The organism is Mycobacterium sp. pR1184 (assembly GCF_041287235.1).
In the GTDB taxonomy this organism is placed as follows: Bacteria; Actinomycetota; Actinomycetes; order Mycobacteriales; family Mycobacteriaceae; genus Mycobacterium.
The window spans coordinates 163320-189044 of sequence record NZ_JBGGKR010000011.1 but is presented as its reverse complement, the minus strand read 5'-3'; the positions used below and the strand labels follow the sequence as shown (position 1 = coordinate 189044).

21 protein-coding genes and 2 rRNA genes are annotated in these 25725 nt (G+C 63.2%); 22 read left to right on the top strand and 1 reads right to left on the bottom strand.

Going from position 1 to position 25725, the window contains the following annotated elements; translation table 11 throughout:
• From ACAG21_RS20015 to ACAG21_RS19925, 19 genes are all read left to right on the top strand, one after another.
• Complete coding sequence (locus tag ACAG21_RS20015) at positions 1 to 1326, top strand: homoserine dehydrogenase (RefSeq protein ID WP_096289574.1); 1326 nt, start codon at positions 1 to 3, stop codon at positions 1324 to 1326.
• Positions 1323 to 2405, top strand: a complete 1083-nt coding sequence (gene thrC, locus ACAG21_RS20010; RefSeq protein WP_370497991.1) for a threonine synthase — start codon at positions 1323 to 1325, stop codon at positions 2403 to 2405. Before ACAG21_RS20015 ends, thrC begins: the two co-directional genes overlap by 4 nt.
• Before the next feature lie 11 nt (positions 2406 to 2416).
• The gene (thrB, locus tag ACAG21_RS20005; protein ID WP_370498035.1) at positions 2417 to 3352 is read left to right on the top strand and encodes a homoserine kinase; all 936 of its coding nucleotides are present in this window, start codon (positions 2417 to 2419) and stop codon (positions 3350 to 3352) included.
• Between the two features lie 268 nt (positions 3353 to 3620).
• A complete protein-coding gene (rho, locus tag ACAG21_RS20000) occupies positions 3621 to 5534 on the top strand; it encodes a transcription termination factor Rho (RefSeq protein ID WP_370497990.1) in 1914 nt (637 codons plus the stop codon).
• A gap of 161 nt (positions 5535 to 5695) precedes the next feature.
• A complete protein-coding gene (gene rpmE / locus ACAG21_RS19995) occupies positions 5696 to 5938 on the top strand; it encodes a 50S ribosomal protein L31 (RefSeq protein WP_370497989.1) in 243 nt (80 codons plus the stop codon).
• A 102-nt stretch (positions 5939 to 6040) separates the two neighbouring features.
• Positions 6041 to 7114 (top strand): peptide chain release factor 1, encoded by a 1074-nt coding sequence (prfA, locus tag ACAG21_RS19990; protein ID WP_370497988.1) that lies wholly within the window; start codon positions 6041 to 6043, stop codon positions 7112 to 7114.
• Complete coding sequence (gene prmC / locus ACAG21_RS19985) at positions 7111 to 7956, top strand: peptide chain release factor N(5)-glutamine methyltransferase (protein ID WP_370497987.1); 846 nt, start codon at positions 7111 to 7113, stop codon at positions 7954 to 7956. The genes prfA and prmC overlap by 4 nt, the downstream gene beginning before the upstream one ends.
• Complete coding sequence (locus tag ACAG21_RS19980) at positions 7949 to 8602, top strand: L-threonylcarbamoyladenylate synthase (RefSeq protein WP_370497986.1); 654 nt, start codon at positions 7949 to 7951, stop codon at positions 8600 to 8602. The genes prmC and ACAG21_RS19980 overlap by 8 nt, the downstream gene beginning before the upstream one ends.
• Before the next feature lie 41 nt (positions 8603 to 8643).
• Positions 8644 to 9876, top strand: coding sequence for a glycosyltransferase family 4 protein (locus ACAG21_RS19975; RefSeq protein WP_370497984.1), 1233 nt, complete (start codon positions 8644 to 8646; stop codon positions 9874 to 9876).
• A gap of 224 nt (positions 9877 to 10100) precedes the next feature.
• Positions 10101 to 10565, top strand: a complete 465-nt coding sequence (locus ACAG21_RS19970; protein ID WP_370497983.1) for an ATP synthase subunit I — start codon at positions 10101 to 10103, stop codon at positions 10563 to 10565.
• Positions 10558 to 11316 (top strand): F0F1 ATP synthase subunit A, encoded by a 759-nt coding sequence (atpB, locus tag ACAG21_RS19965; protein WP_370497982.1) that lies wholly within the window; start codon positions 10558 to 10560, stop codon positions 11314 to 11316. The genes ACAG21_RS19970 and atpB overlap by 8 nt, the downstream gene beginning before the upstream one ends.
• Before the next feature lie 84 nt (positions 11317 to 11400).
• On the top strand, positions 11401 to 11646 hold the full coding sequence (locus ACAG21_RS19960) for a F0F1 ATP synthase subunit C (protein WP_090609504.1): 246 nt from the start codon (positions 11401 to 11403) through the stop codon (positions 11644 to 11646).
• A 9-nt stretch (positions 11647 to 11655) separates the two neighbouring features.
• A complete protein-coding gene (locus ACAG21_RS19955) occupies positions 11656 to 12165 on the top strand; it encodes a F0F1 ATP synthase subunit B (RefSeq protein ID WP_370497981.1) in 510 nt (169 codons plus the stop codon).
• A gap of 6 nt (positions 12166 to 12171) precedes the next feature.
• Complete coding sequence (locus ACAG21_RS19950; RefSeq protein WP_370497980.1) at positions 12172 to 13512, top strand: F0F1 ATP synthase subunit B/delta; 1341 nt, start codon at positions 12172 to 12174, stop codon at positions 13510 to 13512.
• Between the two features lie 60 nt (positions 13513 to 13572).
• Positions 13573 to 15240: a F0F1 ATP synthase subunit alpha gene (atpA, locus tag ACAG21_RS19945; protein ID WP_370497979.1), complete on the top strand. Its 1668-nt coding sequence runs from the start codon at positions 13573 to 13575 to the stop codon at positions 15238 to 15240.
• A 6-nt stretch (positions 15241 to 15246) separates the two neighbouring features.
• Entirely contained in the window at positions 15247 to 16164 is a 918-nt protein-coding gene (locus ACAG21_RS19940) for a F0F1 ATP synthase subunit gamma (protein ID WP_370497978.1), read from the top strand.
• A 23-nt stretch (positions 16165 to 16187) separates the two neighbouring features.
• Entirely contained in the window at positions 16188 to 17636 is a 1449-nt protein-coding gene (atpD, locus tag ACAG21_RS19935) for a F0F1 ATP synthase subunit beta (protein ID WP_370497977.1), read from the top strand.
• Between the two features lie 26 nt (positions 17637 to 17662).
• Complete coding sequence (locus ACAG21_RS19930) at positions 17663 to 18028, top strand: F0F1 ATP synthase subunit epsilon (protein WP_370497976.1); 366 nt, start codon at positions 17663 to 17665, stop codon at positions 18026 to 18028.
• A 17-nt stretch (positions 18029 to 18045) separates the two neighbouring features.
• Positions 18046 to 18489, top strand: a complete 444-nt coding sequence (locus ACAG21_RS19925) for a DUF2550 domain-containing protein (protein WP_370497975.1) — start codon at positions 18046 to 18048, stop codon at positions 18487 to 18489.
• A gap of 25 nt (positions 18490 to 18514) precedes the next feature.
• Here ACAG21_RS19925 and ACAG21_RS19920 read toward each other — a convergent pair whose 3' ends face one another.
• Positions 18515 to 19099, bottom strand: coding sequence for a cob(I)yrinic acid a,c-diamide adenosyltransferase (locus ACAG21_RS19920; RefSeq protein ID WP_370497974.1), 585 nt, complete (start codon positions 19097 to 19099; stop codon positions 18515 to 18517).
• 70 nt (positions 19100 to 19169) lie between these two features.
• Between ACAG21_RS19920 and murA the strand changes: the two genes are divergently transcribed.
• The 3 genes from murA to ACAG21_RS19905 all read left to right on the top strand — a co-directional run bounded on the left by murA (position 19170) and on the right by ACAG21_RS19905 (position 25691).
• Complete coding sequence (gene murA, locus ACAG21_RS19915) at positions 19170 to 20423, top strand: UDP-N-acetylglucosamine 1-carboxyvinyltransferase (RefSeq protein ID WP_370497973.1); 1254 nt, start codon at positions 19170 to 19172, stop codon at positions 20421 to 20423.
• Positions 20424 to 20803: 380 nt separating this feature from the next.
• A 16S ribosomal RNA gene (locus ACAG21_RS19910) occupies positions 20804 to 22322 on the top strand.
• A 285-nt stretch (positions 22323 to 22607) separates the two neighbouring features.
• Positions 22608 to 25691: ribosomal RNA gene (locus ACAG21_RS19905) — 23S ribosomal RNA — on the top strand.
• Together the 16S and 23S rRNA genes form the textbook arrangement of a ribosomal RNA operon.
• Positions 25692 to 25725 lie beyond the last annotated feature (34 nt).

Below are 25725 nucleotides of genomic sequence, written 5' to 3'. Positions count from 1 at the left end.
GTGTCGGGTAATGCAAAGCCGGTCGGCGTAGCGGTACTCGGGTTGGGCAACGTCGGCAGCGAAGTGGTCCGCATCATCGAGGAGAGCGCGGACGATCTCGCGGCCCGGGTCGGTGCCCCTCTTGCGCTGCGCGGCATCGGGGTACGGCGCGTCGCGGACGACCGCGGTGTGCCCGTCGAACTGCTCACCGACAACATCGAAGAGCTGGTCTCGCGGGAAGACGTCGACATCGTCGTGGAGTTGATGGGGCCGGTCGAGCCGTCGCGCAAGGCAATCCTGGCCGCGCTCGAGCACGGCAAGTCGGTCGTGACTGCCAACAAGGCACTGTTGGCCACCTCGACCGGTGAACTGGCACAGGCAGCCGAAAACGCGCATGTCGACTTGTATTTCGAGGCGGCGGTCGCGGGCGCGATCCCGGTGATCCGTCCGCTCACCCAGTCGTTGGCCGGTGACACGGTGGTCCGGGTGGCCGGCATCGTCAACGGCACCACCAACTACATCCTTTCCGCGATGGACAGCACCGGAACCGACTACGACAGCGCGTTGGCCGACGCCAGTGCGCTGGGCTATGCGGAAGCCGATCCCACCGCGGACGTCGAAGGCTACGACGCGGCGGCCAAGGCCGCGATCCTGGCGTCCATCGCCTTCCACACCCGGGTGACCGCCGACGACGTCTATCGCGAAGGCATCACCAAGATCACTCCGGCTGACTTCGCGTCCGCGCATGCGCTGGGTTGCACGATCAAGCTGCTGTCGATCTGCGAGCGCATCACGACCGACGATGGCCAGCAACGGGTCTCGGCGCGCGTCTATCCCGCGCTGGTGCCGCTCGAGCATCCGCTGGCCACCGTCAACGGCGCGTTCAATGCGGTGGTGGTGGAAGCCGAGGCGGCGGGTCGGCTGATGTTCTACGGCCAGGGGGCCGGCGGTGCGCCGACCGCATCCGCGGTGACCGGTGACCTGGTGATGGCCGCGCGCAACCGGGTGCTGGGCAGTCGCGGGCCGAAAGAATCGAAATACGCCCAATTGCCCGTTGCACCTATGGGTTTCATCTCCACGCGCTACTACGTCAGCATGAACGTCGCGGACAAGCCCGGTGTGTTGTCCTCGGTGGCAGCCGAATTCGCCAAGCGCGAGGTCAGCATCGCCGAGGTCCGTCAGGAAGGCGTCGCGGACGAGGGTGGGCGACGGGTGGGAGCCCGCATCGTGGTGGTCACGCACAGTGCCACCGATGCCGCACTATCGGAAACCGTTGATGCGCTAGCCGATTTGGACGTCGTGCAGAGTGTGGCAAGCGTGCTGAGACTGGAAGGAACCAGCATATGAGCACGCCTCGAACCGCCGTGCACAAACCGTGGCCGGGCCTGATCGCCGCTTACCGCGACCGGTTGCCGGTCGGCGCGGACTGGACGGCGATCACCCTGCTCGAGGGCGGCACCCCGTTGATCCCGGCCACCCGGCTGTCGCAGCAGACCGGTTGCACGGTCCACTTGAAGGTGGAGGGGCTCAACCCCACCGGCTCGTTCAAGGACCGGGGCATGACGATGGCGGTCACCGACGCCGTGGCGCGCGGACAGCAGGCCGTGTTGTGTGCATCGACCGGAAACACCTCGGCCTCGGCGGCGGCATATGCGGCGCGCGCCGGCATCACCTGCGCGGTCCTGATACCCCAGGGCAAGATCGCGATGGGCAAGCTCGCGCAGGCGGTTATGCACGGCGCCAAGATCATTCAGATCGACGGCAACTTCGACGATTGCCTGGAGCTGGCCCGCAAGATGGCCGCCGACTTCCCGACAATCTCGTTGGTCAACTCGGTCAACCCGGTGCGTATCGAGGGTCAGAAGACGGCGGCGTTCGAGATCGTGGACGCGCTGGGCACCGCGCCGGACATCCACTCACTGCCCGTCGGCAACGCCGGGAACATCACCGCGTACTGGAAGGGCTACACCGAGTACCACCAGGACGGCGTGTTCGAGAAGCTGCCCCGCATGCTGGGCACCCAGGCCGCCGGAGCGGCGCCGCTGGTGCACGGCAAACCCGTCAAGAACCCCGAGACCATCGCCACCGCGATCCGGATCGGTTCGCCGGCATCGTGGACGGCCGCCGTTGCGGCTCAGGAGCAATCGAATGGACGCTTCCTGGCAGCGACCGACGAGGAGATCCTGGCGGCCTACCACCTGGTGGCCGAATCCGAGGGCGTGTTCGTCGAGCCCGCCTCGGCGGCCAGCATCGCGGGCCTGCTCAAGTCTGTCGAAGACGGCTGGGTGCCCCGCGGGTCGACCGTGGTGTGCACGGTCACCGGCAACGGTCTGAAGGACCCCGACACGGCGCTGAAGGATATGCCGAGCGTTTCTCCGCTGCCGGTGGATCCTGTACTCGTCGTCGAGAAGCTCGGGCTGGCCTAGTCGTGAATCAGCTGCTGCCCGCCGGGCTGGTGGCCAGCGCCGTGGTGTCGGCGTCCAGCGCCAATCTCGGCCCGGGTTTCGACAGCATCGGTCTCGCCTTGAGTCTGTACGACGAGATCGTGCTGGAGACAACCGATTCCGGCTTGGTCGTCGAGGTCGAGGGAGAGGGCGCCGGCCAGGTGCCGCTGGGGCCCGAGCACCTGGTGGTGCGCGCCATCGAGCGCGGGCTACAGGCCGCCGGCGTCCGTGCGCCCGGCCTGGTGGTGCGCTGTCGCAACGCCATCCCGCATTCTCGCGGCCTCGGTTCGTCCGCAGCGGCTGTGGTCAGTGGTCTTGCCGCGGTCAATGGCCTTGTCGCGCAAACTGATTCCACCCCATTCAGCGAGGCTCAGCTGATCCAGCTGTCCTCGGAGTTCGAGGGTCACCCCGACAACGCCGCAGCCGCGGTGCTGGGCGGCGCGGTGGTTTCGTGGACCGAGCGGGCCGACGACGCGCCGGCTTACGCGGCTGTCCCGCTGGTACTGCACCCCGATATCCGCCTGTTCTGCGCGATCCCGGAGGAGCGGTCGTCGACCGCCGAGACGCGGGTCCTGCTCCCTAACCAGGTCAGCCACGAGGACGCGCGCTTCAACGTCAGCCGTGCCGCGTTGCTGGTGGTGGCGCTGACCCAACGCCCCGATCTGCTGATGGCGGCCACCGAAGACGTCCTTCATCAGCCGCAACGGGCCCCGGCCATGCCGGCGTCGGCGGAATATCTGCGGCTGCTGCGGCGTCTTAAAGTGTCGGCGACGCTTTCTGGGGCGGGTCCATCGGTTATCGCATTGACCACCGAGTCGGAGTTGCCTGCCGAGGCGTTGGACTGCGGCGTTGCCAACGGATTCACCATCACCGAGATGACGGTCGGCGAAGGGGCTCGCTGGAGCCCGGGCGTCACAGTCGCTGGTTAATCCACAGGCTCACCGGAGGGTTTGCTTGCTTCGAGCACAGATGCGGGTTATCCTCGGCATCGTCCAGCAATCGCAGCATCTGCATCTGCATACATACTGCCTTGCCGCTGGGATAACACCAATTCTTCTCGTGGACGAGGTTCGCCGTTTTCTCCGCCATCCCAGGCGATCACCGTTGCAGAGTCGATGATTGGGTGCACTCGGCAATTTGGCTGAATGCGACGAACCCCTCGTATGACGTGATCAGCGAGGGAAAGAAAGGAAATCCGTGACTGATACGGACCTGTTCACGGCTGACGAAAGTACGGACAGCAATCAGCTGCCGAACGCCGTGACCACCGACACTCCGGACGTGAAAACCAACGTTTCGGCCGGCTCCCTGTCCACCATGGTGCTGCCCGAGCTGCGTGCGCTGGCTAATCAGGCCGGCGTCAAGGGCACGTCGGGTATGCGTAAGAACGAACTCATTGCCGCGATCAAGGAAATCAGGGGACAGACCAACGGCAAATCCGCCGCCACCCCGTCCGAGGACACCGGCAAGTCCGAACAGGACAAGAACCAAGAGAAAACTGCCGCCGAAGAACCGACTGCCCAAGGGGAACAGAAGGATTCGGCGAACGAAGGCAGCCAGCGCCGGGAACGGCGCGGCGCCTCCCGCGAAGCGGGATCGGCCCCCCGCGCCGCCGACGAGGCGGACGGTGAGGGCTCGGAGAGCCGCAACGGCACCGCTCCTCGCGAGGCCGACAAGCGCGACGGCGGCCAAGCCGCCAAGCGCGACGGCGGCCAAGGCGACAAGCGCGACGGCGGCCAAGGCCAAGGCCACAAGGAATCCAAGAACGACGACCGCGGATCGGATTCGGGCGACCAGAACACCGATCAAGGCTCGGGTGGCCAACAAGGCCGCGGTGCCTCGAATCAGCAGGACGACGATGGCGAGGGCCGTGGGGGCCGGCGCGGCCGCCGGTTCCGTGACCGCCGGCGTCGCGGTGAGCGCACCGGCGAGGGCGGCGGCGAGGCCGAGCTGCGCGAGGACGACGTCGTTCAACCGGTAGCCGGCATTCTTGACGTCCTCGACAATTACGCCTTCGTGCGCACTTCCGGATATCTGGCCGGCCCGCACGACGTCTACGTGTCGATGAATATGGTGCGCAAGAACGGCCTGCGCCGCGGTGACGCCGTGACCGGCGCGGTGCGGGTGCCCAAAGAGGGCGAACAGCCCAACCAGCGGCAGAAATTCAATCCGCTGGTTCGCTTGGACAGCGTCAACGGTGGACCGGTCGAAGACGTCAGGAAGCGGCCCGATTTCCAGAAGTTGACGCCGCTCTACCCCAACCAGCGGCTGCGGCTGGAAACCACTCCCGACCGGCTGACCACGCGGGTCATCGATCTGATCATGCCGATCGGTAAGGGTCAGCGTGCCCTGATCGTGTCGCCCCCCAAGGCCGGTAAGACCACGATCCTGCAGGACATCGCCAACGCGATCACCCAGAACAACCCGGAATGCCACCTGATGGTCGTGCTCGTCGACGAGCGACCTGAAGAGGTCACCGACATGACACGCTCGGTGAAGGGCGAGGTCATCGCCTCGACCTTCGACCGGCCGCCGTCAGACCACACGTCGGTCGCCGAGCTGGCCATCGAACGCGCCAAGCGGCTCGTCGAGCAGGGCAAGGACGTCGTGGTGCTGCTGGACTCGATCACCCGCCTGGGCCGCGCGTACAACAACGCGTCACCGGCGTCGGGCCGGATCCTGTCCGGTGGTGTCGACTCCACGGCGCTGTACCCGCCGAAACGCTTCCTCGGCGCGGCGCGCAACATCGAAGAAGGCGGATCGCTGACCATCATCGCCACCGCGATGGTCGAGACCGGGTCCACCGGTGACACGGTCATCTTCGAGGAGTTCAAGGGCACCGGTAACGCCGAGCTCAAGCTGGACCGCAAGATCTCCGAGCGCCGGGTGTTCCCGGCGGTCGACGTCAACCCGTCCGGTACACGCAAGGACGAGCTGTTGCTCTCGCCCGACGAGTTCGGCATTGTGCACAAACTGCGCCGCGTGCTGTCCGGTCTGGACTCGCACCAGGCCATCGACCTGCTGATGTCGCAGCTGCGCAAGACCAAGACCAACTACGAATTCCTGGTCCAGGTGTCCAAGACGACACCGGGAAACATGGACAACGACTAGCGGTTACCGTGTCGGCGTAACAGCCGGCGGGAATGCGCGGGCGTATCTCGCTGTTTGGGCTGATGTAGGTTGACCTGGCATAATCGACGGTCGACTACCCCCGAGGACCAGTTCAGGTCGCAGGAGTTCGCGCCGGGGCGACAACGATCGAAGAGGACATCATGAAAGCTGACATTCATCCCGCCTACGCTGAGACCACCGTGCTCTGCGGTTGCGGTAACACGTTCCAGACGCGTAGCACCAAAGACGGTGGTCACATCACCGTCGAGGTTTGCTCGCAGTGCCACCCGTTTTACACCGGCAAGCAGAAGATCCTGGACAGCGGTGGCCGCGTGGCGCGCTTCGAAAAGCGCTACGGAAAGCGCAAGGGTGGAGCCGACAAGGCCGAATCGGCCGACAAATAGCTGCCTTACCGACGCCCGAACTGTGCACGAAACTGCGCAGGCCGGGCGTCGGTTCGCGTTTGCGGCAAATAAGCTCGCTGGTACCGGGGGAGGAGGTGTGAGATGACGCAGCCCGTACAGACGATTGACGTGCTGCTAGCCGAGCACGCCGAACTGGAGCGGCGACTGGCAGACCCCGAGTTGCACAGCAATCCCGACGAGGCACGCAAGGCCGGCCGTCGATTCGCCCGGCTGGCCCCGATCGTCGCCACGCATCGCAAGCTGGAGTCGGCGCGCGACGATCTGGAGACCGCCCGCGAACTGGCCGCCGACGACGATTCGTTCGCCGACGAGGTCGTCGAACTGGAAGCGCGGGTGGCCGAACTGGACACCCAGCTCACCGACATGCTGGCGCCGCGCGATCCGCATGATGCCGACGACGTCGTGCTCGAGGTCAAATCCGGTGAAGGCGGCGAGGAATCGGCGCTGTTCGCTGCCGACCTGGCCCGGATGTACATCCGCTACGCCGAACGGCACGGCTGGACGGTGACGATGCTGGACGAAACCACCTCCGACCTGGGCGGCTACAAGGACGCGACGCTGACGATCGCCAGCAAGGGCGACTCGGCCGAAGGGGTGTGGTCGCGGCTGAAGTTCGAGGGCGGGGTGCATCGCGTGCAACGCGTCCCCGTGACGGAATCCCAAGGTCGCGTGCACACTTCGGCGGCCGGCGTGCTGATCTACCCCGAGCCCGAGGAAGTCGGCGCGGTGCAGATCGATGAGTCGGATCTGCGCATCGACGTCTACCGGTCCTCCGGCAAGGGCGGGCAGGGCGTCAACACCACCGACTCGGCGGTGCGAATCACCCACCTGCCCACCGGAATTGTCGTCACCTGCCAGAACGAGCGATCGCAGCTGCAGAACAAGATCCGGGCGATGCAGGTGCTGGCAGCCCGGTTGCAGGCACTCGCCGAGGAGCAGGCCCAAGCCGACGCGTCGGCGGACCGGGCCAGCCAGATCCGCACCGTGGATCGCAGCGAACGGATTCGCACCTACAACTACCCGGAGAACCGGATCACCGATCACCGAATCGGGTTCAAGTCACACAATCTCGACCAGGTTCTCGACGGTGACCTTGATGCGTTGTTCGACGCATTGAGCGCCGCCGACAAACAGGCCCGGTTGCAACAGGCATGACCGGCCTGCGGCGCGCAATCGACTCTGCTGCGGCGGTGCTCGCCGAAGCCGGAATCGATTCTGCGCGTTGGGATGCCGAGGAATTGGCCGCTCATGTGGCAGGTGCCGAGCGCGGTCGGCTGACCTTGATCGAGTCGATCGACGACGACTTTCTGGTGCAATACCACGACATCGTCGCCGCCCGCTCGCGGCGGGTGCCGTTGCAGCATCTCACCGGGACCGCGGCGTTCGGGCCGGTCATGCTGCACGTCGGCCCCGGCGTGTTCATCCCGCGCCCGGAGACCGAGGCCATCTTGGAGTGGGCCCTCGCGCAACGCCTCAGCCCAGCGCCGATGATCGTCGATTTGTGCACGGGATCAGGTGCGTTGGCGGTGGCACTGGCCCGGCATCGGCCGGCGGCGCGGGTGATCGCCATCGACGATTCCGATGCGGCCCTGGACTATGCCCGCCGTAACGTCGAGGGCACCGCGGTCGAGTTGGTCCGCGCCGACGTCACCACGCACGGCCTGTTGCCCGAGCTGGACGGACGAGCCGACCTGGTCGTGGCCAACCCGCCGTACGTACCGGATGGTGTTGCGTTGGATCCCGAAGTCGCCCAGCATGATCCGGCGCACGCCGTGTTCGGTGGCCCGGACGGCATGGCGGTGATCGATGCGGTGGTGGGTCTCGCCGGACGCTGGCTGCGTCCCGGCGGCGTATTCGCCGTCGAGCACGACGACACCACCTCGTCACGGACAGTCGAATTGATGGAGTGCACAGGGCTTTTCGAAGACGTCCGGGCACGGCAAGATCTCACCGGCCGGCCAAGATTCGTGACCGCCTGTAGGAGCGCCCGTGGCTGAGGTGTTCAATTGTGCTGAGCCCGAACAACGTTCGGCTGGAATCAGCTCGGCTGTCGGAGCGCTCAAGGGTGGCCGACTCGTCGTGATGCCGACCGACACCGTGTACGGCATCGGTGCCGACGCCTTCGACAACACTGCGGTGGCCGCGCTGCTGGCGGCGAAGGGCCGCGGGCGCGACATGCCGGTCGGCGTGCTGGTGGGTTCGTGGCACACCATCGAGGGCCTGGTCTACACGATGCCGGACGGGGCCCGCGAACTGATCCGCGCCTTCTGGCCCGGTGCGCTGAGTCTGGTTGTGGCGCAGGCGCCGTCGCTGCAGTGGGACCTCGGGGATGCCCGTGGCACGGTGATGCTGAGGATGCCGTTGCACCCGGTGGCGATCGAGCTGCTGCGCGAGGTCGGGCCGATGGCGGTATCCAGCGCCAACGTCTCGGGTCGCCCACCGGCGGTGAACGCCGTCGAGGCGCGTGACCAACTCGGCGATCTCGTCGATGTCTATCTCGACGCGGGACCCTCGCAGCAGCAGGCGGCCTCGACGATCGTTGACCTCACCGGCGAGACTCCGCGCCTGCTGCGCGCCGGCCCGGTAAGCGTCGAGCGCATCGCGCAAGTGCTTGGAATGGACCCGGGACGGTTGATCGCCTAGCGGCGCGGCGGTGATGAAGCGAGACCTCAGGTCTCAGGAAGGTGGCGTACGGTCTCGTGGTGGCCAGCGACCCAGCCAGCAATCTCGTCAGCCTTGCCGCCGGTCTGCACGCCCTGTCCGACCGTGGCGCCGGGGTCCCGCTGCGCGAGCTGGCGTTGGTCGGGTTGACGGCCGCGATCATCACCTACTTCGTGACCGGACCGGTGCGGGTGCTGGCCACTCGGTTAGGCGCGGTCGCCTACCCACGCGAACGCGATGTGCACGTCACGCCGACCCCACGCATGGGCGGGCTGGCGATGTTCGTCGGTGTTCTCTCCGCGGTGTTCCTGGCATCCCAGCTCCCGGCGCTCACCCGCGGTTTCGTCTATTCCACCGGCATGCCAGCGGTGCTGGTGGCCGGCGCGGTGATCATGGGCATCGGACTCATCGACGACCGCTGGGGCCTGGATGCCCTGACGAAATTCGCAGGCCAGATCACCGCGGCCAGCGTGCTGGTGACGATGGGTGTCGCATGGAGCGTGTTGTACATCCCGTTCGGGGGTGTCGGCACCATCGTGCTGGACCAGGCGTCGTCGATCCTGCTGACGCTGGCGCTGACGGTGTCGATTGTCAACGCGATGAACTTCGTCGACGGGCTCGACGGGTTGGCGGCCGGGCTGGGACTGATCACCGCGCTGGCGATCTGCGTGTTCTCGGTCGGTCTGCTGCGTGACCACGGCGGCGACGTCCTGTTCTATCCGCCGGCCGTCATCTCGGTCGTGCTGGCGGGGGCCTGCCTGGGCTTTCTGCCCCACAACTTCCACAAAGCCAAGATCTTCATGGGCGACTCCGGCTCGATGCTGATCGGCTTGATGCTTGCTGCCGCGTCCACCACGGCGGCCGGGCCGATCTCGCAAAATGCCTACGGCGCCCGAGACGTCTTTGCTCTGCTATCACCGTTCCTACTGGTGGTCGCGGTGATGTTCGTGCCGATGCTCGACCTGCTGCTGGCCATCGTGCGGCGCACCCGCGCGGGCCGCAGCGCCTTCAGCCCCGACAAGATGCATCTACACCATCGGTTGCTGCAGATCGGCCATTCGCATCGCCGGGTGGTACTGCTCATCTATTTGTGGGTCGGCATCGTCGCGTTCGGTGCCGCCAGCACGATCTTCTTCAACCCGCGCGATACCGGCGCGGTGATGCTGGGCGCCATCGTGGTTGCCGGCGTCGCGACGGTGATCCCGCTCTTGCGCCGCCGCGACGATTACCGAGACGAGGACTACGACGGGCAGTAGTAGTGCCGCTGACCTTGTGGTACGGTGCTGGTAGAACCCCAAAAAGAATGTTGAGGGTTGCCGGCCAGTCGGCCCGCCGGATCGTTTTCCGACCGTGTCGATCGACGACCGACTAAGGGAGATACCCCTTGAGTGAATCCCCTGTGACGTGCGATACGCTCGGCGGGCTACCGATCAGTCGGTCGGAAGTTTTCCGCTCCACCAATCCGGATTGAGGTGCTGCAGTGACGACACCAGCGCAGGACGCGCCGTTGGTGTTTCCGTCTGTTGCATTCAATCCGTCTCGGCTCCTGGTGGTTTGCGCTGCGATCACCGCGGTGGCGGTAGCTGGCGCCGCTTACTCGGGGCATCTGATGGTCGGAGTGTTCTTCGGCGTCGGACTGCTGCTGGGTTTGCTCAACGCGCTGCTGGTGCGTCGCTCGGTTGCGTCGATAACGGCGAAAGAACATCCGATGAAAAGCTCGATGGCGCTGAATTCGGCGACGCGGCTGGCGATCATCACCGTCATCGGCTTGATCATTGCTTACATTTTCCGGCCCGCCGGCTTAGGCGTGGTGTTCGGCTTGGCCCTGTTCCAGGTGGTGTTGGTGCTCTCGACCGCCCTGCCGGTCTGGAAGAAGCTGCGCGCCGGCGACTGGGCGGAGCCGGCATCCGAAGGTACCGAAAGAGGGAACACCAGCGATGAGTGAGACGAGGTCCCTGGCCGAGGGCGCAATCGAGGTCGGCGAGCACACCCACGCCACCTGGCTCGGGCTGACCGTCAACACCGACACGATCCTGTCGACCGGGATCGCTGCTCTGATCGTCTTGGCTCTCGCCTTCTATCTGCGCGCGAAGATCACCTCGACCGGGGTGCCCAGCGGAGTTCAGTTGTTCTGGGAGGCCATCACCGTCCAGATGCGCGACCAGATCGAGGCGGCCGTCGGGATGCGGATCGCGCCCTTCGTCCTGCCGCTGGCGGTCACCATCTTCGTGTTCATTCTGATCTCCAACTGGCTCTCGGTGCTGCCGCTGCAGTACACCGACAAATCCGGGCGCACCACCGAGTTGCTCAGCTCGGCGGCCGCGGACATCAATTACGTACTCGCACTGGCTCTTTTCGTATTCGTCTGTTACCACGTGGCCGGTATCTGGCGCCGCGGCATCGTCGGGCATCCGCTTGCGGTGCTCAAGGGCCACGTGGCGTTCCTGGCGCCGATCAACCTTGTCGAGGAACTCGCCAAGCCGATCTCGTTGTCGCTGCGACTTTTCGGCAACATCTTCGCCGGCGGCATCCTGGTCGCGCTGATCGCGCTGTTCCCGCCCTACATCATGTGGGCGCCCAATGCGATCTGGAAGGCGTTCGACCTGTTCGTCGGCGCGATCCAGGCGTTCATCTTCTCGATCCTGACCATCCTGTACTTCAGCCAAGCCATGGAGATCGAGGATCACCATGACTGAGACCATCTTTGAATCGGCCTGAGCCACACACGATTACAGAAGCCTGGTAGACAACTACCAGTTATAAGGAGGATAAGAATGGCCCTGGACCCCCAAGTCGCTGCCGCTGCACTCATCGGCGGTGGAATCATCATGGGCGGCGGTGCAATTGGCGCCGGTATCGGTGACGGTATTGCCGGTAACGCGCTGGTTGCGGGTATCGCCCGTCAGCCGGAGGCGCAAGGCCGGTTGTTCACACCGTTCTTCATCACCGTCGGTCTGGTTGAGGCGGCGTACTTCATCAACCTGGCCTTCATGGCGCTGTTCGTCTTCGCCACCCCCGTCGGCTAGTTCGCAGTGATGGGTGACGCGAGCCGCAGCGTTCTGGCGTCCAGCCAGTTAGTAGCCGAGGGAGGCAACAACTTCCTCGTCCCCAACGGCACTTTCTTTTTCGTGCTGGCGATCTTCTTGATCGTGCTGGCCGTCATCGGCACGTTCGTGGTGCCGCCGGTCATGAAGGTGTTGCGCGAGCGCGACGCGATGGTCGCCAAGACCGCCACCGACAACAAGAAGGCGAACGAGCAGTTCGAGGCCGCCCAAGCGGATTACGAGAACGCCATGAGGGAAGCCCGGGTCGAGGCGTCGTCGTTGCGCGACAACGCCCGGGCGGAAGGTCGTAAGGTCGTCGAGGACGCGCGCGCTGCAGCCGAGCAAAAGGTCGCTTCGACCGTGCAGACGGCAGCCGAGCAACTGAAGCGCGAAAGGGACGCTGTGGAATTGGATCTGCGTGCCAACGTGGCAACCACGTCGGCAACGTTGGCCAGTCGCATCCTCGGCGTCGACGTCACAACCACTGCCGCGACAAGGTAACTATCAATGTCGACGTTTATCGGGCAGCTGATCGGATTCGCCGCCATCGTTTTCCTGGTGGTGCGTTATGTCGTGCCGCCAGTACGCAATTTGATGGCCGCTCGCCAGAACACGGTGCGCCAGCAATTGGAAGACGCGGCCAAGGCCGCCGACCGGTTGACGGAATCCACTACCGCCCATAGCAAGGCAGTGGAGTCCGCGAAGTCGGAAGCTGAGCACGTCGTCGAAGAAGCCAAGTCCGACGCCCAGCGCATCACCGAGCAGTTGCGCGCGCAGGCCGAAGTCGAGGCCGAACGCATCACGGGACAGGGTGCTCGCCAGGTAGAGCTGCTGAGGGCCCAACTGACCCGTCAGCTTCGCCTGGAGCTTGGCCACGAATCCGTACGCCAGGCAAAGGAATTGGTGCAGAACTACGTCGCCGATTCGGCGCAGCAGTCGGGGACCGTGGATCGGTTCCTGGACGAACTCGATGCGATGGCGCCGGCCTCAGCGGAGGTCTCCTACCCGCTGATGACCAAGATGCGCTCGTCGAGCCGCGAGGCGCTGCGCAACCTCTCGGACCGATTCACCACGATTGCCAAAGACCTGGACGACTCCGGACTTTCGACGCTGTCCAGCGAACTTGTTGCGGTGGGTCACCTGCTGGACCAAGAGCTCGTCGTCACGCGGTACCTCACGGTGCCGGCCGAAGACGCTGCGCCTCGGGTCCGGCTGATCGAGCGGCTGGTCTCCGGCAAGGTCGGCGATGCCACCCTCGACGTATTGCGTGCTGCCGTCTCGGAACGGTGGTCGGCCAACTCCGATCTGGTCGACGCGATCGAGCACGTGTCGCGCCAGGCGCTGCTGGAATTGGCCGAGCGCGACGGCAAGGTCGACGAGGTCGAAGACCAGCTGTTCCGGTTCTCCCGGATTCTGGACGCGCAGCCACGCCTTGGAATTCTGTTGGGCGACTACTCCACCCCGGCCGAAAAGCGTCAGGAGTTGCTGCGCAAGGTCCTCGACTCGAGTAGCGGTTCGGTTAATCCGATCGTGGTTTCGCTGCTGTCTCAGACCGTCGAGCTGCTCAGGGGTCAGCAGGCCGAAGAGGCCGCGCAATTCCTCGCCGAGGTTGCGGTGGCTCGCCGCGGCGAGATCGTCGCAGCGGTCCGCGCTGCTGCCGAACTCAGCGACGGCCAGCGCACTCGCCTGACCGAAATTCTCGGCCGTATCTACGGGCATCCGGTCACGGTGCAGCTCGAGATCGATGCCGATTTGTTGGGTGGACTGCTCATCGCTGTCGCCGACGAGGTGATAGACGGGTCGCTGTCGTCGCGCCTGGCCGCGGCCGAGGCCCAGCTACCCGACTAGCCCGAACCAGCCACCACCACCCCCGCGAACGCCGGAAATCAAGTAGGAAGACGAAAAGCCATGGCCGAGTTGACAATCTCCGCTGATGACATTCAGAGCGCGATCGAAGAGTACGTAGGCTCCTTCACCTCCGACACCTCTCGCGAGGAGGTCGGCACCGTGGTCGACGCCGGTGACGGCATCGCGCACGTCGACGGTTTGCCTTCGGTCATGACTCAGGAGCTGCTTGAGTTCGCCGGCGGCGTCCTCGGCGTCGCGCTCAACCTCGACGAGCACAGCGTCGGTGCGGTGATCCTGGGTGACTTCGAGAAGATCGAAGAAGGCCAGCAGGTCAAGCGCACCGGCGAAGTCCTCTCGGTGCCCGTCGGGGACGCCTTCCTCGGCCGCGTGGTCAACCCGTTGGGTGAGCCGATCGACGGTCAGGGCGACATCGAGACCGACACCCGGCGCGCGCTGGAAATCCAGGCGCCCTCGGTGGTGCAGCGCCAAAGCGTCAGCGAGCCGCTGCAAACCGGCATCAAGGCCATCGACGCGATGACCCCGATCGGCCGCGGCCAGCGCCAGCTGATCATCGGTGACCGCAAGACCGGCAAGACCGCGGTCTGCGTCGACACCATCCTCAACCAGCGGCAGAACTGGGAGAGCGGCGACGAGAAGAAGCAGGTCCGCTGCGTCTACGTCGCTATCGGCCAGAAGGGCACCACGATCGCGTCGGTGCGTCGCGCGCTGGAAGAGGGCGGCGCGATGGACTACACCACCATCGTCGCGGCGCCGGCCTCCGACTCCGCCGGGTTCAAATGGCTTGCGCCGTATACCGGTTCGGCGATCGCACAGCATTGGATGTACGACGGCAAGCACGTGCTGATCGTCTTCGACGACTTGAGCAAGCAGGCCGAGGCGTACCGCGCGATCTCGCTGCTGCTGCGCCGCCCGCCCGGACGCGAGGCGTACCCCGGTGACGTGTTCTACCTGCATTCGCGGTTGCTGGAGCGCTGCGCCAAGCTCTCCGATGAGCTTGGTGGTGGTTCGCTGACCGGCCTGCCGATCATCGAGACCAAGGCCAACGACATCTCGGCTTACATTCCCACCAACGTCATTTCGATCACCGACGGCCAGTGCTTCCTGGAATCCGACCTGTTCAACCAGGGTGTGCGTCCGGCCATCAACGTCGGTGTGTCGGTGTCTCGCGTCGGTGGCGCGGCGCAGATCAAGGCCATGAAGGAAGTGGCCGGGTCGCTGCGTCTGGATCTGTCGCAGTACCGCGAGCTGGAAGCGTTCGCCGCGTTCGCTTCCGACCTGGACGCCACCTCCAAGGCGCAGCTGGACCGCGGCGCCCGGCTGGTGGAATTGCTCAAGCAGCCGCAGTACCAGCCGTTGCCCGTTGAGGAGCAAGTGGTTTCGATCTTCCTGGGCACCGGCGGCCACCTGGACTCGGTGCCGGTCGAGGATGTCGGCCGCTTCGAAACCGAGCTGCTGGACCACATGCGGGCCTCCGAGGAGAAGTTCCTGACCGGAATCCGGGATAGCGGAAAGCTTTCCGAAGAGGCCGAGAGCCAGCTCGAGGAGATCATCAAGAAGTTCAAGAAGGGCTTCGCCGCCACGGGCGGCGGGTCGGTGGTGCCGGACGAGCACGTCGAGGCTCTTGACGAAGAGGATTTGGCCAAGGAGTCGGTCAAGGTCAACAAGCCGGCGCCGGAAGACAAGAAGAAGCAAGAGAAGAAGAAGTAGTACTCGATGGCTGCCACACTTCGCGAGTTGCGCGGACGGATCCGTTCCGCCGGTGCGATCAAGAAGATCACCAAAGCCCAGGAGCTGATCGCGACATCGCGTATCGGCAAGGCCCAGGCTCGGCTTCAAGCTGCTCGCCCCTACACCGAAGAGATCACCAGGATGCTGACCACGCTGTCCAGCGAGGCGGCGCTCGATCATCCGCTGTTGGTCGAACGGCCCGAGCCCAAGCGGGCCGCCGTGCTGGTGGTGTCCTCGGACCGCGGTCTGTGTGGCGCCTACAACTCCGGTGTCTTCCGCCGTGCAGAGGAGCTGTTTTCGCTCCTGCGGGAGGAAGGCAAGACTCCCGTGCTGTACGTGGTCGGCCGTAAAGCGTTGGGCTACTACAGTTTCCGCAACTGGGACATCACCGAATCGTGGACCGGCTTCTCGGAACAACCCACGGTGGAAAAGGCCTCCGAGGTTGCCTCGACGCTGGTTGATGCGTTCATTCCCGGCAGCGAAGGCAGTGAAGAGAACTCCGACGTGGAGGGTGTCGACGAGTTGCACATCGTCTACACGGAATTCAAGTCGATGTTGTCGCAGTCGACGGTGGCCCACCGGATGGCGCCGATGGTCGTCGAGTACAGCGAAGAACCGGAGCCACTGCACACCCTGTATTCGTTCGAGCCGGATGCGACGACACTGTTCGACGCGTTGTTGCCGCGGTATGTAACCACCCGCGTGTACACCGCGCTCCTGGAATCCGCGGCGTCGGAACTGGCGTCGCGCCAACGGGCTATGAAGTCGGCCACTGACAACGCCGACGACCTGATCAAGGCCCTGACGCTGATGGCGAACCGCGAGCGGCAGGCCCAGATCACCCAAGAAATCAGTGAAATCGTCGGTGGCGCAAACGCGCTGGCCGACGCCCGAGCCCGATAGCACCACGAGGAAGCGAAGAAAACATGACCGCTACTGCCGAAAAGAAGAAGTCGACTGGCTCCGACACCAACGGCCGCGTGGTACGGATCACCGGGCCGGTCGTCGACGTCGAGTTCCCGCGCGGTTCCGTCCCGGAGTTGTTCAACGCGCTGCACGCCGAGATCACCTTCGAGGAGCTCAAGAAGACGCTCACCCTCGAGGTCGCACAGCACCTCGGTGACAACCTGGTCCGCACCATCTCGCTGCAGCCCACCGACGGACTGGTCCGCGGGGTCGCGGTCACCGACACCGGATCCCCGATCTCGGTGCCGGTGGGCCAGGAGGTCAAGGGCCATGTGTTCGACGCACTCGGGCGCTGCATGGACGAGCCGGGCTACGGAGAAGACTTCGAGCACTGGTCGATTCACCGCAAGCCGCCGCCCTTCGAAGAGCTCGAGCCCCGTACCGAGATGCTCGAGACCGGCCTCAAGGTCGTCGACCTGCTGACCCCGTACGTGCGTGGTGGCAAGATCGCACTGTTCGGTGGTGCCGGCGTGGGCAAGACGGTGCTCATCCAGGAGATGATCAACCGTATTGCCCGCAACTTCGGTGGTACTTCGGTGTTCGCCGGCGTGGGGGAGCGCACCCGTGAGGGCAACGACCTGTGGGTCGAGCTCCAGGAAGCCAACGTGCTCAAGGACACCGCGCTGGTGTTCGGTCAGATGGACGAGCCGCCCGGCACCCGTATGCGGGTGGCGCTGTCGGCGCTGACGATGGCGGAGTGGTTCCGCGACGAGGCAGGCCAGGACGTGCTGCTGTTCATCGACAACATCTTCCGGTTCACCCAGGCGGGCTCCGAGGTCTCGACGCTGCTCGGTCGTATGCCGTCCGCGGTGGGTTACCAGCCCACGCTGGCCGATGAGATGGGTGAGCTGCAGGAGCGCATTACCTCGACGCGTGGTAAGTCGATTACCTCCATGCAGGCCGTGTACGTGCCCGCCGACGACTACACCGACCCTGCGCCGGCCACCACGTTCGCCCACCTGGACGCCACCACCGAGCTGTCGCGTTCGGTGTTCTCCAAGGGCATCTTCCCGGCGGTGGACCCGCTGGCGTCGAGCTCGACCATCCTCGACCCCAGTGTCGTCGGTGACGAGCACTACCGGGTGGCGCAGGAAGTCATCCGAATCCTGCAGCGCTACAAGGACCTTCAGGACATCATCGCGATCCTCGGTATCGACGAGCTGTCGGAGGAGGACAAGCAGCTGGTGCAGCGGGCGCGACGCATCGAGCGGTTCCTGTCCCAGAACATGATGGCGGCCGAGCAGTTCACCGGTCAGCCGGGTTCGACCGTCCCGCTGAAGGAGACCATCGAGTCGTTCGACCGTCTGACCAAGGGTGAGTTCGACCACGTGCCCGAGCAGGCATTCTTCCTGATCGGTGGTCTCGACGACTTGGCCAAGAAGGCCGAGAGCCTTGGCGCCAAGCTTTAGTCGGCGATTCCGAAAGATGGTGTGAAATGGCTGAATTGAACGTTGAGATCGTCGCCGTCGACCGAAAGATCTGGTCGGGTGAGGCAACGTTCTTGTTCACCCGCACCACCGTCGGCGAGATCGGCATCCTGCCCCGACACATCCCGTTGGTGGCCCAACTGGTCGATGACGCCATGGTGCGCGTCGAGCGCGAAGGCCAGGACGACCTGCGGGTCGCGGTGGACGGTGGATTCCTGTCGGTGACCGAGGAGAGCGTCACCATTCTCGCCCAGTCCGCCGAGTTCTCCTCGGAGATCGACGAGGCCGCGGCCAAGCAGGATTCCGAGTCCGACGATCCTCGTGTTGCCGCCAGGGGCCGCGCCAGATTGCGCGCCGTCGGCGCAATCGACTAGCCACCCAGGACAAGGCGATGAGCGCGCCCATGATTGCCATGGTCGTGCTCGTCGTCGTGTTGGGGGCGGCCGTTCTGGCCCTGAGCTACCGGCTGTGGAAGCTGCGGCAGGGCGGGACAGCCGGCATCATGCGCGACATTCCGGCGGTGGGAGGTCATGGCTGGCGGCACGGCGTGATCCGTTACCGCGGTGGCGAAGCTGCTTTCTATCGGCTGTCCAGCCTGCGCCTGTGGCCAGACCGACGGGTGTCCCGCCGCGGGATCGAAATCGTCGCCCGGCGGGCGCCGCGCGGCGATGAATTCGACATCATGACCGACGAAATCGTGGTGCTGGAACTACGCGATACCACCCAGGAGCGTAGGTCGGCTTACGAACTGGCGCTCGACCAGGGCGCGCTGACCGCCTTCCTGTCGTGGCTGGAGTCCCGTCCGTCACCGCGCGCACGCCGTCGCAGTGTTTGACGAAAAGCCCAGCAGCTCAACCTGTTTAGGAGTCGCCGCCCGGCTTCCCGCCTGGTTTCCACAGCACATCGCCATCCACGTTGGCTGTTCTCGACAGGATGAAGAGCAGATCCGACAACCGATTCAGGTATTTCGCCGGCAGCACGTTGACTTCGCCGGGCGCGGAATCGACTGCTGCCCAGGCCGATCGCTCGGCGCGACGCACCACGGTGCGGGCGACGTGCAACAGTGCTGACAACGGCGAACCGCCAGGAAGCACAAAGGAATTCAGCGCCGGCAGCGGCTCGTTGTATTTGTCACACCATCCTTCGAGCCGGTCGATGTAGGACTGGGCGACGCGCAGCGGAGGATATTTCGGGTTTTCCACCACCGGTGTCGACAGGTCCGCACCGGCGTCGAACAAATCGTTTTGGATCTGACGCAACACGCCCGTGACTTCGGAATCTGGCTGGCCCAGCGCGATCGCGGCGCCGATCGCGGAGTTGGCCTCGTCGCAGTCGGCGTAGGCGACCAGGCGGGGGTCGTTTTTCGAGACGCGGGAGAAATCGCTCAATCCCGTGGTTCCGTCGTCGCCGGTCCGGGTATAGATGCGGGTCAGATGTACTGCCATGATCAAACCGTACTCGGCGAAGTCAGTTAGCTGACTGACAAGCCGATACCCCTTCACTAGACTGACGCGGGTGGCTGAGCGATTCGTGGTAACCGGCGGTAATCGGTTGTCAGGCGAAGTCGCAGTAGGGGGCGCCAAGAACAGCGTGCTCAAGCTGATGGCGGCGACCCTGCTGGCCGAGGGCACCAGCACCATCACCAATTGCCCCGACATTCTCGATGTGCCGCTGATGGCCGAGGTGCTGCGCGGCCTGGGCGCCACCGTCGAACTCGACGGCGACGTCGCGCGCATCACCTCACCCGACGAACCCAAGTACGACGCCGACTTCGCGGCCGTGCGACAGTTCCGCGCCTCGGTGTGCGTGCTCGGGCCACTGGTCGGCCGGTGCAAGCGCGCCAGGGTGGCGCTCCCGGGCGGCGACGCGATCGGGTCGCGCCCGCTGGACATGCATCAGGCGGGCCTGCGGCAACTGGGTGCAACGTGCAATATCGAGCATGGCTGTGTGGTCGCTCACGCAGATACGTTGCGCGGCGCGGAGATTCAACTGGAATTCCCTTCGGTGGGTGCCACCGAGAACATCCTGATGGCCGCGGTGGTAGCCGAGGGTGTCACCACGATCCACAATGCCGCGCGCGAACCCGACGTCGTCGACCTCTGCACGATGCTCAATCAGATGGGCGCGAAGATCGAGGGTGCGGGCTCGCCGACCATGACGATCACCGGGGTGCCGCGGCTGTACCCGACCGAGCACCGGGTGATCGGTGACCGCATCGTCGCCGCCACCTGGGGGATCGCCGCCGCGATCACCCGCGGCGACATCTCGGTCAGCGGCATCGATCCGGCGCACCTTCAGGTGGTGCTGCACAAACTGCATGACGCGGGCGCCACCGTCACCCAGACGGACAACAGTTTCCGGGTGACGCAGTACGAGCGTCCCAAGGCGATGAACGTTGCGACTTTGCCGTTTCCCGGTTTCCCGACGGATCTGCAACCGATGGCGATCGCGCTGGCGTCGATCGCCGACGGCACCTCGATGATCACGGAAAACGTGTTCGAGGCGCGCTTTCGATTCGTCGAAGAAATGATCAGGCTGGGCGCCGACGCGCGCACCGACGGCCACCACGCGGTGGTCCGCGGTCTGCCGCAACTTTCCAGCGCACCGGTCTGGTGTTCGGATATTCGAGCGGGTGCCGGCCTGGTGTTGGCCGGGCTCGTCGCCGACGGTGACACCGAGGTTCACGACGTCTTTCACATCGATCGGGGCTACCCGTTGTTCGTCGAAAACCTGGCGATTTTGGGAGCGGAGATCGAGCGGGTACAGTAACCAAAGTCAGTGCCCCACAGGCGCGGTCACCACTCGAAGGAGACCGAGACCGGGGCTTGACTCCCTCGCCGGATTGGTACTAACCTGGCACGGCTGCCCTCGCAGCGATCACCACGATCGCAAGAAATTTGGGGGTTGACGCCTCTGCCGGATCTGTATTAAGCTGGCAGGGTTGCCCCGAAGCGGGCAACAAAAGCAAGAGTGTTGTTTGAGAACTCAATAGTGTGTTTGGTGTTTTTGTTTGTTGTTGTTTTTTTGACCATACTTTTAACACTCCCCGTGTGTGGGTATGGTCGTTTTTTGATGCCAGTAAGATGGTGTCTTTTTGTTAGGTCAGATTATCTCTGATTCGAAATACACCTCGTTCAACGAGGAGTTTTTGTTTGGAGAGTTTGATCCTGGCTCAGGACGAACGCTGGCGGCGTGCTTAACACATGCAAGTCGAACGGAAAGGCCTCTTCGGAGGTACTCGAGTGGCGAACGGGTGAGTAACACGTGGGTAATCTGCCCTGCACTTCGGGATAAGCCTGGGAAACTGGGTCTAATACCGGATAGGACCTTTTGGCGCATGCCTTTTGGTGGAAAGCTTTTGCGGTGTGGGATGGGCCCGCGGCCTATCAGCTTGTTGGTGGGGTGACGGCCTACCAAGGCGACGACGGGTAGCCGGCCTGAGAGGGTGTCCGGCCACACTGGGACTGAGATACGGCCCAGACTCCTACGGGAGGCAGCAGTGGGGAATATTGCACAATGGGCGCAAGCCTGATGCAGCGACGCCGCGTGGGGGATGACGGCCTTCGGGTTGTAAACCTCTTTCAGCAGGGACGAAGCGCAAGTGACGGTACCTGCAGAAGAAGCACCGGCCAACTACGTGCCAGCAGCCGCGGTAATACGTAGGGTGCGAGCGTTGTCCGGAATTACTGGGCGTAAAGAGCTCGTAGGTGGTTTGTCGCGTTGTTCGTGAAAACCGGGGGCTTAACCCTCGGCGTGCGGGCGATACGGGCAGACTGGAGTACTGCAGGGGAGACTGGAATTCCTGGTGTAGCGGTGGAATGCGCAGATATCAGGAGGAACACCGGTGGCGAAGGCGGGTCTCTGGGCAGTAACTGACGCTGAGGAGCGAAAGCGTGGGGAGCGAACAGGATTAGATACCCTGGTAGTCCACGCCGTAAACGGTGGGTACTAGGTGTGGGTTTCCTTCCTTGGAATCCGTGCCGTAGCTAACGCATTAAGTACCCCGCCTGGGGAGTACGGCCGCAAGGCTAAAACTCAAAGGAATTGACGGGGGCCCGCACAAGCGGCGGAGCATGTGGATTAATTCGATGCAACGCGAAGAACCTTACCTGGGTTTGACATGCACAGGACGCCGGCAGAGATGTCGGTTCCCTTGTGGCCTGTGTGCAGGTGGTGCATGGCTGTCGTCAGCTCGTGTCGTGAGATGTTGGGTTAAGTCCCGCAACGAGCGCAACCCTTGTCTCATGTTGCCAGCGCGTAATGGCGGGGACTCGTGAGAGACTGCCGGGGTCAACTCGGAGGAAGGTGGGGATGACGTCAAGTCATCATGCCCCTTATGTCCAGGGCTTCACACATGCTACAATGGCCGGTACAAAGGGCTGCGATGCCGTAAGGTTAAGCGAATCCTTTTAAAGCCGGTCTCAGTTCGGATCGGGGTCTGCAACTCGACCCCGTGAAGTCGGAGTCGCTAGTAATCGCAGATCAGCAACGCTGCGGTGAATACGTTCCCGGGCCTTGTACACACCGCCCGTCACGTCATGAAAGTCGGTAACACCCGAAGCCAGTGGCCTAACCTTTTGGAGGGAGCTGTCGAAGGTGGGATCGGCGATTGGGACGAAGTCGTAACAAGGTAGCCGTACCGGAAGGTGCGGCTGGATCACCTCCTTTCTAAGGAGCACCACGAGAAACACTCCAATTGGTGGGGTGTGAGCCGTGAGGGGTTCTCGTCTGTAGTGGACGGGAGCCGGGTGCACAACAGCAGGCAATCGCCAGACACACTATTGGGCCCTGAGACAACACTCGGCCGGCTTAGGTCGATGTGGTGTCCCTCCATCTTGGTGGTGGGGTGTGGTGTTTGAGCATTGAATAGTGGTTGCGAGCATCTAGACGGATGCGTTGCCCTCGGGCTGCGTATTCGTCAAAAATGTGTAATTTTTCTTTTGGTTTTTGTGTTCGTAAGTGTTTAAGGGCACATGGTGGATGCCTTGGCATCGAGAGCCGATGAAGGACGTGGGAGGCTGCGATATGCCTCGGGGAGCTGTCAACCGAGCGTTGATCCGAGGATTTCCGAATGGGGAAACCCAGCACGAGTTATGTCGTGTTACCCGTATCTGAATATATAGGGTGCGGGAGGTAACGCGGGGAAGTGAAACATCTCAGTACCCGTAGGAGAAGAAAACAAAAGTGATTCCGCGAGTAGTGGCGAGCGAAAGCGGAACAGGCTAAACCGCATGCATGTGTAACCGGGTAGGGGTTGTGTGTGCGGGGTTGTGGGATTGATATTTCTCAGCTCTACCTAGCTGGGGGGCAGTCAGAAAGTGTCGTGGTTAGCGGAAGTGGCCTGGGATGGTCTGCCGCAGACGGTGAGAGCCCGGTACGCGAAAACCCGGCACCTGCCTTGTATCAACTCCCGAGTAGCAGCGGGCCCGTGAAATCTGCTGTGAATCTGCCGAGACCACTCGGTAAGCCTAAATACTTCTCGATGACCGATAGCGGATTAGTACCGTGAGGGAATGGTGAAAAGTACCCCGGGAGGGGAGTGAAATAGTACCTGAAACCGTGTGCCTACAATCCGTCAGAGCTTCCTTGTGGAGTGATGGCGTGCCTTTTGAAGAATGAGCCTGCGAGTCAGGGACATGTCGCAAGGTTAACCCGTGTGGGGTAGCCGCAGCGAAAGCGAGTCTGAATAGGGCGCTTGAGTGGCATGTTCTGGACCCGAAGCGGAGTGATCTACCCATGGCCAGGGTGAAGCGCGGGTAAGACCGCGTGGAGGCCCGAACCCACTTAGGTTGAAGACTGAGGGGATGAGCTGTGGGTAGGGGTGAAAGGCCAATCAAACTCCGTGATAGCTGGTTCTCCCCGAAATGCATTTAGGTGCAGCGTTACGTGTTTCACCACGGAGGTAGAGCTACTGGATGGCCGATGGGCCCTACTAGGTTACTGACGTCAGCCAAACTCCGAATGCCGTGGTGTATAGCGTGGCAGTGAGACGGCGGGGGATAAGCTCCGTACGTCGAGAGGGAAACAGCCCAGATCGCCGGCTAAGGCCCCTAAGCGTGTGCTAAGTGGAAAAGGATGTGCAGTCGCAGAGACAACCAGGAGGTTGGCTTAGAAGCAGCCACCCTTGAAAGAGTGCGTAATAGCTCACTGGTCAAGTGATTGTGCGCCGATAATGTAGCGGGGCTCAAGCACACCGCCGAAGCCGCGGCAACCGCAAGGTTGGGTAGGGGAGCGTCCCCCATGCAGAGAAGCTGTCGGGTAACCGATGGTGGAGTTTGGGGGAGTGAGAATGCAGGCATGAGTAGCGATTAGGCAAGTGAGAACCTTGCCCGCCGAAAGACCAAGGGTTCCTGGGCCAGGCCAGTCCGCCCAGGGTGAGTCGGGACCTAAGGCGAGGCCGACAGGCGTAGTCGATGGACAACGGGTTGATATTCCCGTACCCGTGTATGAGCGTCCCTGACGAATCCATTCTGCTAACCACCCAAATGGTGGTCTATCAATCCCTTCGGGGAGCGAAGACCGCCGGCTGCGTGGGACCCGGGTGGGTAGTAGTCAAGCGATGGGGTGACGCAGGAAGGTAGCCGTACCAGTCAGTGGTAATACTGGGGCAAGCCTGTAGGGAGAACGATAGGCAAATCCGTCGTTCATATTCCTGAGAGGTGATGCATAGCCGATTGAGGCGAATTCGGTGATCCTCAGCTGCCAAGAAAAGCCTCTAGCGAGCGCATACATGGCCCGTACCCCAAACCAACACAGGTGGTCAGGTAGAGAATACCAAGGCGTACGAGATAACTATGGTTAAGGAACTCGGCAAAATGCCCCCGTAACTTCGGGAGAAGGGGGGCCGGCTTACCGTGAACAGCCTTGCGCTGGGAGCGGGAACCGGCCGCAGAAACCAGTGGGAAGCGACTGTTTACTAAAAACACAGGTCCGTGCGAAGTCGCAAGACGATGTATACGGACTGACGCCTGCCCGGTGCTGGAAGGTTAAGAGGACCCGTTAATCGTAAGGTGAAGCGGAGAATTTAAGCCCCAGTAAACGGCGGTGGTAACTATAACCATCCTAAGGTAGCGAAATTCCTTGTCGGGTAAGTTCCGACCTGCACGAATGGCGTAACGACTTCCCAACTGTCTCAACCATAGACTCGGCGAAATTGCACTACGAGTAAAGATGCTCGTTACGCGCGGCAGGACGAAAAGACCCCGGGACCTTCACTACAACTTGGTATTGGTGTTCGGTACTGTTTGTGTAGGATAGGTGGGAGACTGTGAAACTCTAACGCCAGTTAGAGCGGAGTCGTTGTTGAAATACCACTCTGACCGTATTGGACACCTAACTTCGAACCCTAATCGGGTTCAGGGACAGTGCCTGGCGGGTAGTTTAACTGGGGCGGTTGCCTCCTAAAATGTAACGGAGGCGCCCAAAGGTTCCCTCAACCTGGACGGCAATCAGGTGTTGAGTGTAAGTGCACAAGGGAGCTTGACTGCGAGACCTACACGTCAAGCAGGGACGAAAGTCGGGACTAGTGATCCGGCACCCCCGAGTGGAAGGGGTGTCGCTCAACGGATAAAAGGTACCCCGGGGATAACAGGCTGATCTTCCCCAAGAGTCCATATCGACGGGATGGTTTGGCACCTCGATGTCGGCTCGTCGCATCCTGGGGCTGGAGCAGGTCCCAAGGGTTGGGCTGTTCGCCCATTAAAGCGGCACGCGAGCTGGGTTTAGAACGTCGTGAGACAGTTCGGTCTCTATCCGCCGCGCGCGTCAGAAACTTGAGGAAACCTGTCCCTAGTACGAGAGGACCGGGACGGACGAACCTCTAGTGCACCAGTTGTCTCACCAGAGGCACTGCTGGATAGCTACGTTCGGACAGGATAACCGCTGAAAGCATCTAAGCGGGAAACCTTCTCCAAGATCAGGTTTCTCACCCTTTTAGAGGGATAAGGCCCCCCGCAGACCACGGGATTGATAGGCCAGACCTAGAAGCTCAGTAATGAGTGCAGGGAACTGGCACTAACCGGCCGAAAACTTACCAACATAATCGCAACCACTATTCTTTTTCCGGCATTTG

Coding starts and splice junctions, on each gene's coding strand:
- ACAG21_RS19930 (WP_370497976.1), top strand. CDS start 17,663: ATGGCTGAATTGAACGTTGAGATCGTCGCCGTCGACCGAAAGATCTGG.
- thrC (WP_370497991.1), top strand. CDS start 1,323: ATGAGCACGCCTCGAACCGCCGTGCACAAACCGTGGCCGGGCCTGATC.
- prfA (WP_370497988.1), top strand. CDS start 6,041: ATGACGCAGCCCGTACAGACGATTGACGTGCTGCTAGCCGAGCACGCC.
- ACAG21_RS19940 (WP_370497978.1), top strand. CDS start 15,247: ATGGCTGCCACACTTCGCGAGTTGCGCGGACGGATCCGTTCCGCCGGT.
- rpmE (WP_370497989.1), top strand. CDS start 5,696: ATGAAAGCTGACATTCATCCCGCCTACGCTGAGACCACCGTGCTCTGC.
- atpD (WP_370497977.1), top strand. CDS start 16,188: ATGACCGCTACTGCCGAAAAGAAGAAGTCGACTGGCTCCGACACCAAC.
- atpA (WP_370497979.1), top strand. CDS start 13,573: ATGGCCGAGTTGACAATCTCCGCTGATGACATTCAGAGCGCGATCGAA.
- ACAG21_RS19955 (WP_370497981.1), top strand. CDS start 11,656: ATGGGTGACGCGAGCCGCAGCGTTCTGGCGTCCAGCCAGTTAGTAGCC.
- ACAG21_RS19950 (WP_370497980.1), top strand. CDS start 12,172: ATGTCGACGTTTATCGGGCAGCTGATCGGATTCGCCGCCATCGTTTTC.
- ACAG21_RS19925 (WP_370497975.1), top strand. CDS start 18,046: ATGAGCGCGCCCATGATTGCCATGGTCGTGCTCGTCGTCGTGTTGGGG.
- ACAG21_RS19920 (WP_370497974.1), bottom strand. CDS start 19,099: ATGGCAGTACATCTGACCCGCATCTATACCCGGACCGGCGACGACGGA.
- atpB (WP_370497982.1), top strand. CDS start 10,558: ATGAGTGAGACGAGGTCCCTGGCCGAGGGCGCAATCGAGGTCGGCGAG.
- prmC (WP_370497987.1), top strand. CDS start 7,111: ATGACCGGCCTGCGGCGCGCAATCGACTCTGCTGCGGCGGTGCTCGCC.